Annotated in this window: 5 protein-coding genes; 3 read left to right on the forward strand and 2 right to left on the reverse strand. The window is 37.8% G+C overall.

Annotated features, from left to right (window positions below; all coding sequences use genetic code 11):
* The coding region (locus AABE15_RS08385; RefSeq protein ID WP_338330844.1) for a Gfo/Idh/MocA family oxidoreductase at positions 1-1,191 on the forward strand (1,191 nt) is incomplete at its 5' end.
* Positions 1,192-1,248: 57 nt separating this feature from the next.
* Here the strand turns inward: AABE15_RS08385 and AABE15_RS08390 are convergent.
* Positions 1,249-1,830, reverse strand: coding sequence for a hypothetical protein (locus tag AABE15_RS08390; protein WP_338330845.1), 582 nt, complete (start codon positions 1,828-1,830; stop codon positions 1,249-1,251).
* Positions 1,790-2,749 (reverse strand): glycosyltransferase family 2 protein, encoded by a 960-nt coding sequence (locus AABE15_RS08395; protein WP_338330846.1) that lies wholly within the window; start codon positions 2,747-2,749, stop codon positions 1,790-1,792. Before AABE15_RS08395 ends, AABE15_RS08390 begins: the two co-directional genes overlap by 41 nt.
* A 234-nt stretch (positions 2,750-2,983) precedes the next feature.
* On the opposite strand from AABE15_RS08395, the gene AABE15_RS08400 reads away from it, so the two are divergent.
* Both AABE15_RS08400 and AABE15_RS08405 read left to right on the forward strand, forming a co-directional pair.
* A complete protein-coding gene (locus tag AABE15_RS08400; RefSeq protein WP_338330847.1) occupies positions 2,984-4,027 on the forward strand; it encodes an NAD(P)-dependent alcohol dehydrogenase in 1,044 nt (347 codons plus the stop codon).
* A gap of 76 nt (positions 4,028-4,103) precedes the next feature.
* Positions 4,104-5,405: an MFS transporter gene (locus AABE15_RS08405; RefSeq protein ID WP_338330848.1), complete on the forward strand. Its 1,302-nt coding sequence runs from the start codon at positions 4,104-4,106 to the stop codon at positions 5,403-5,405.
* Positions 5,406-5,474: the final 69 nt, after the last annotated feature.

Raw genomic sequence — 5,474 nt, forward strand, 5'->3', positions numbered from 1 at the left:
CAAGGGAAAATGAAAAATTCCATAAAATTTTTAATTTCAAGGTTATCTATTATGACGGACAGAAAAAACATTTTGGGCATAGGAATTATAGGTAGTGGCTTTATGGGCAAAGCCCATGCATGGGCTTTCGGGTGCGTTGCGCACTACTTCTCTTTACAACACACACCGGTTTTAAAACTCCTGGCAGATATCCCCTTTGAAAAAGCTCAGCAAGCCGCTGAACAACTAGGATTCGAAAAAGCAACCAATGATTGGAAGGAACTTGTTCACTCGCCAGATGTTGATATCGTTTCTATTACTACTCCAAACAAATTGCATGCCGAAATGGCTTTAGAAGCCATAAAAGCTAAAAAAATAATCTATTGTGAAAAACCTTTAGCAACCAATCTTAGCGATGCTATACATATGACGCAAGCCGCTGAACAAGCGGGGATAATCACCATGGTTGGATTTAACTATTTACGTAATCCAATGATGGTAACGGCCAAAGAGATTATACAAAGCGGTGAAATTGGCGAAATTACAGGATATCGTGGAATACATTCTGAAGGGTTTATGGCAGATGCTGCCCCTTACAATTGGCGCTGTGAAAAAGACCAATTTGGAGGGGCATTAGGGGACATTGGCTCGCATGCTCTAGCCACAGCACGTTATTTACTAGGCGAGTTTGATGCCGTTTGTGGGAAGTTGGATACCCTCTATCCAACAAGAAATACTCCAGAAGGAGAAACAAAATCTGTTTTTACGGATGACCAAGTAAACGCACTTATTCATTTTGAAAACTACGATTTTACGGGTGTCCTTACTTCTTCCTGGTTAGCAACAGGCTGGCAAATGCATCATGGATTCGAAATTTCTGGATCAAAGGGATCCCTTATCTTTGATCAAGCCCGCTTTAATGAACTTAAACTCTATAAAGCCAATCAAAATGCTAATCGAAGAGGGTTTACTACGCTTACTGCTGGGCCAGAACATGGAGAATACGGTGCATTTTGCCCAGCTCCCGGCCATCAACTAGGATTTAACGACCTCAAAACATTAGAAGTAAAAAAACTGTTAGAATGCGTATCGACGGGTCGGCAAACCGACGCAAATTTTAGAGATGCATTAACAATTGTTCGGATATCTGAGGCACTTTTAAAATCTTCTAACGAAAATCGCTGGGTAAAAATCAATGAAATTCCTTGCTAATAAATTAATATAAAGGATTACTTTATCGTAATTTTATAGTAATCCATTTTTTAAACTTTATATAAATGGCCATAATAATCCAGGAACAATATGCTCACACATATGGTTTCGAACAGAAACAGATACCGAAAGCATAACCCTTAAAAATTGATCCCTAATATCTCCACTGCTGGAACTTACCCATCCAGTAACTTCTTCTAAAGTAGTGTCATTTCCGAACACAAAAGGCAAAGATGGCTCAAGAATGGTGTTATCATCATACAAATATTCTAAAGCAATTTGTTCAAAACCTTTTGCTTCAAGACAATTGGCTTCAATTCCACCCCGCAAAGGGTTGGGTGGCAAAAAACAAGCATAATAATTAGCTTGCCTATACAGACGTGATAAGGTTATTTTTGCGTCTCTTGATTTTGTAATTTTTAACATCAACCCATTATGATTAGGGACATAGTCTATAAATTTTAATCTTAAATTAGGATTATTTCTAGAACGTAAAGTAATAATATTAGGCGTTGAGGGATAGATGTATGCATCAACGATTCCAAGCCCAGAATGGATTCCATGCTCTTCAATAGCGTTGACTACCATTCCGTCTTCATCATGATACAAAGCAGTACCATGACACGTCTTTAACCTCATTACTCTTGGACTTTGTGCAGGATAGTGTCCTTTCCATTTTTTTATTATATCCAATAAACTTTTTTTTCTCAACTCCAACTCCCCTTATAAGATCAATTGCATCTTTGAATTGTTGCTCATAAATAGAGGCCATAATCTCATTTACTTTAGGCATCAACCTTAAAGGTTCTTTATCTTCAAGGTCTATTGTATTATAACCGCCCCAGCAACCTGACGTATCTGGTCTTACTTTAACCCTCTGAGTAAAATGTTCCATGCTTCGACAAATATAATGCATAACAAAAGCATCTGACCAATCAACATCTTGACTCGAACCTATTCTAGTAACTTTTGTATTATTAGGTTTGAAATAACGGTTGGGATCTATATCCTCAATCCAATGAGGGGTAATATACTTTCCCGTATGATTTTCTGGTCTAAAAAAACTTTTTATCAACTCATTAGCACCAAAAGTAGGCAACGAATGCCTTAAAAACGATTCAACCACTGCTTTCTTAGGTCTTAAAACGGTATGACCATGCCCATAAATCCTCCAATTAAAAGCAACCGCATCTGCATCTTTGAATTGGTCTAAAAACTCTGGCAACGTATCAAAATGCTTCAAATAAAGATATTCATCCGCATCCAAAAAAGCAAGCCAGTCATAATATCCCTTACATAGCTCTACGGCTTTTAAAAAACTATCCCTCTGACGTAAGTAAAACCATGATTCTTGAATGGGATCTGTCCTAAATAAACGTATATCATAACATTTAGTAGCGGCTTGCAAAATTTCCCAAGTCCCATCAGTAGAATGATCATCAAAAATAAATAACGTTTTAACGCCAAGTGCAAAATACCAGGATATCCATCCCGATATATCTGAAAATTCATTTCTAACAAACAAGGCCACAGCAACTGTTGGTAATGATTTCTCCATTATTAATTTCCTAACTTAAAAGTCATAATTTTTGAAAATTTAACTTAAAATTAGTATCTGTATTACCCAAACTCATGCCTAAATTATCATTATCGCAACTATTTCTAAATAATAATATTTTAATTCATACAGAATTCACAACAAAACAATTTTCAATAACAATTAGTTTACTTTGATATAACCAACGCCAGTATTACTTTACACTTTATTTTAATCTGTTCTTGAGAGGCATTTATGAGTAAAGCGGTTGTATTAGAACATAAAGGAAAATTGAGCATCCGTGATATTGAACTTCCTAATCAAATGGGAGAGGACGATGTTCGCATAAAAATTCACACCGTAGGAATTTGCGGCAGTGATGTTCACTATTATACACATGGTAAAATTGGTCCTTTCGTCGTCACTCAACCTATGGTGCTGGGTCATGAAGCTTCAGGAATAGTTACAGAAGTGGGAGCAAACGTAAAACATCTCAAAAAGGGTGATCGCGTTTGTATGGAACCTGGTATTCCCAATCCCCATTCCAAAGCCACAAAATTAGGAATATATAACGTAGATCCCGACGTCGTTTTTTGGGCTACTCCTCCTATTCATGGATGTTTGACCGAAAGCGTTGTCCATCCTGCTTCTTATACCTTTAAACTCCCAGATAACGTCTCTTTTGCCGAAGGCGCCTTTGTGGAGCCACTGGCGATTGGTATCCAAGCATGCGTTAAAGCCAAATTTAAACCCGGCGATGTTTGTTTAGTCGCAGGTTGTGGACCTATCGGTATATTAACAGCCCTCTCTGCGCTTGCCTCTGGTGCCAGTAAAGTTTTTATTACCGATGTGGCGGCACCAAAGCTGGAAATTGTCAAACAATACTCAGGTATTATCCCAATACATATTACGCAAGAGTCTATTATTGACACAATCCAAAAAGAATGTGGAGCCGATTGGGGCGTTGATGTCGCTTTTGAAGCTTCTGGACATCATTCCTCTTACGATACAATTTTAACCTGTATACGACCGGGGGGAACACTCGTGTTTTTGGGTTTACCTGTGGATAAAATCGATTTTGATCTTGTTACTGCCCAAAGCAAAGAAATTACAATGGAAACTGTTTTCCGTTACGCCAACGTCTATGATCGTGCGGTTAATCTTATTGCTTCAGGTAAAATTAACTTACACCCTTTAATTTCTGGAACTTATCCTTTTTCTAGAAGCATAGAGGCCTTTGAAAGAGCAGCTTCTGCTCAACCCAACGACGTAAAGTTACAAATACAACTTATGGATTAAGTTTAACTTTACACGGTATAAACAGCGTTTTAGTTCCAACGCTGTTTTTAGCACCCAAACTATGGAATAAATATAAATGATTACCCATTCATCGAAATCTCGTATGGTAATAGGTATGCCCGTTTCTCTGTTTTGGGGATATATTGCTGTAGGCCTCTTTATGACGGGAGACGGACTTGAACAAAATTTTCTTTCCCATTTTATTACCACCGATTTTGGTTTTCCCAAGGATAAATCCAGTCTTGTCTTTACGGCTTATGGCCTCACCGTAGCTATTTCCAGCTGGCTTTCGGGCGTTTTGGCTGAAACATTCGGTGCAAAAAAAATTATGATCGTTGGATCCCTTATGTGGATCATTTTACATATTGCCTTTATGCAATTTGGTATTATTTCCCATAATTATCTTCCCATTTTATTCTTTTACGGCTTACGTGGTTTCGCCTATCCTCTTTTTTTCTACGGTTTCTTCTATTGGGTCGTCAAAGAAACGCCCGATAACCAACTTGCCTCTGCGGTAGGATGGATTTGGTCCATGTTTACCATTGGCTATGGTATTTTTGGCAATCTAATTCCCATTTATATGGTTAAACATTACGGTGCTGAATGCACGTTATGGCAATCTCTCCTATGGGCAGGCGCTGGCGCTGCTATTACGATTTTTCTTTTAAAAAATAATGAAAGCAATACGCCAAATAAAAGGGTTCACTATACTTTTACTGAACGTTTAGGAACTATTACGCGTGATCTAACGCTTGTTTTTCGCAATAGGGATTTGGCCATTGCTCTTATAATAAGAGCCATTTGCAATTTTTCGTTGTTTGGTATTTTAACTGTTGTCTTACCCAATTTCTATCCTTCCTCCCATGGTGGACATTTTACCATGGAACAATGGCAAATTATCAGCGTTTTTATTTATCCAATACAACCCTTTAGCAACGTGTTATGGGGTATGATTGGGGATCGAATTGGGTGGCTTAAACAAATGCGCTGGGCGGGTTTTGTTGGATGCGGCACAGCAACTATATTGTTGTACTATATACCTATTTGGTACCCAGGAAATATATATCCAAGCATTTGTGGAATGCTCTTTTTTGCTTTGACCATTACCGCTTTCGTTCCCATGGGTGCTATTTTTCCTATGCTTGCTCCTGAGCATAAAGGTGCAGCCGTTTCCGTACAAAACTTAGGCGGAGGCTTAAGCAGTTTTGGTGGGCCTACTATTGTCTCCATCGTATACTTCCTTGGATTTGATGATTTTTTTGTTTTTATCACATTCGGCTTTTTATACTATATAGCCGCCTTTTTGACCTATTTTATACGTTTAAAACAACCTGGAGTTGATTTTGAAATTGAACCAGAACTTTCTGTATGTGAATAAAATATAACACTTATGCAGTTAAATTAATAATTACAAACTCATTAAATTAAGTTTGTAATTATCTACACC

The organism is Commensalibacter sp. Nvir (genome assembly GCF_963921845.1).
Taxonomy (GTDB): domain Bacteria; phylum Pseudomonadota; class Alphaproteobacteria; order Acetobacterales; family Acetobacteraceae; genus Commensalibacter.

Bases quoted from the DNA above. Each gene is read 5' to 3' on its own strand.
- AABE15_RS08390 (WP_338330845.1), bottom strand. From the start codon at position 1,830: ATGAGGTTAAAGACGTGTCATGGTACTGCTTTGTATCATGATGAAGAC.
- AABE15_RS08395 (WP_338330846.1), bottom strand. From the start codon at position 2,749: ATGGAGAAATCATTACCAACAGTTGCTGTGGCCTTGTTTGTTAGAAAT.
- AABE15_RS08400 (WP_338330847.1), top strand. From the start codon at position 2,984: ATGAGTAAAGCGGTTGTATTAGAACATAAAGGAAAATTGAGCATCCGT.
- AABE15_RS08405 (WP_338330848.1), top strand. From the start codon at position 4,104: ATGATTACCCATTCATCGAAATCTCGTATGGTAATAGGTATGCCCGTT.